We start from the raw sequence: 864 nt of genomic DNA, 5'->3' as shown, positions 1-864 counted from the left end.
TAAGTAACGTATCATTTACAGCGCCAAGCTTTGATACAAAGTGGCCGTGTCGGAACAAAGGAAGCAGGTGCGCCTCTTAACCGCAAGGAATAGTGCAGGACAACAAATTGGCAAGGTCATTTTTTCCTTTTGATCCGAACCGGGAAAGAGTTCAAAAAATGCCAAGGCATGTCTGGTGCACATGACGTCACACTCTTTGCACTTCACCCGCTACCGATTGCATTAATCTTTGCATGGCCGCCTCAAATCAGCACCTCCGGCAACGAGTACGGCGTGAGGTGTTGGGTCGATAACGCGCCAAGAAGGATGAGCCATGTCGTGAGTCCGGCTAGCGGTTCGCGGCAGGCGAGGCTTCCGCTGGCTGCAGGTCTTCAGGCGCCTGAGCGAAGCGCTTCTCGAGCATCACTTTTTCCGCAGGCCGCGATGAGCACATTGCTCAATCCGCTTCAAAGGGCAAGGCGGTTATGCCGGTTTCATGCGCATCGCCGAGAAGTGCATTGACTTTGGCATCTTCACACGTGAATTCCAGCTCGTGGCGATCGTCGAGCTCGATGACCGTTCACATAGCCGCGTGAAAGACCGGCAGGCGTGACGGTTTCGCCGCGTCGGCGCGCATCCCTACAGTCGTTTCCGATCGTCCAGGCTGCGGAGTTACTAGGGATCCTGCAGCATCGGGCGGGTTTTGGGAGTGGACCGGCCGTTCGGATCACCGTTTTATGTGACGGACGAACGGCAGAAACTGGCCCAGATTGTGTCAAAACGCCTTTTTGAAGCGCTAAGATTCTTCATCCGATAGCGGAGGATGAGCAAGATGAAGCGGTTCGTTCAAGGCGATAATCTACGCAAAGCTTTCTCCTTCCCGAA

1 protein-coding gene is annotated in these 864 nt (G+C 54.4%); it reads left to right on the top strand.

The window, feature by feature from the left end:
• Nucleotides 1-439 precede the first annotated feature (439 nt).
• The gene (locus P0D89_RS53520; RefSeq protein ID WP_408379736.1) at nt 440-592 is read left to right on the top strand and encodes a DUF2726 domain-containing protein; all 153 of its coding nucleotides are present in this window, start codon (nt 440-442) and stop codon (nt 590-592) included.
• The last annotated feature ends 272 nt before the right edge of the window (nt 593-864 follow it).

The sequence above is a fragment of the Paraburkholderia sp. RL18-085-BIA-A genome, from assembly GCF_046027075.1.
Classification (GTDB): domain Bacteria; phylum Pseudomonadota; class Gammaproteobacteria; order Burkholderiales; family Burkholderiaceae; genus Paraburkholderia.
Note: the sequence above shows the minus strand (reverse complement) of the source record. Positions and strands in the feature narration are given on the sequence as shown.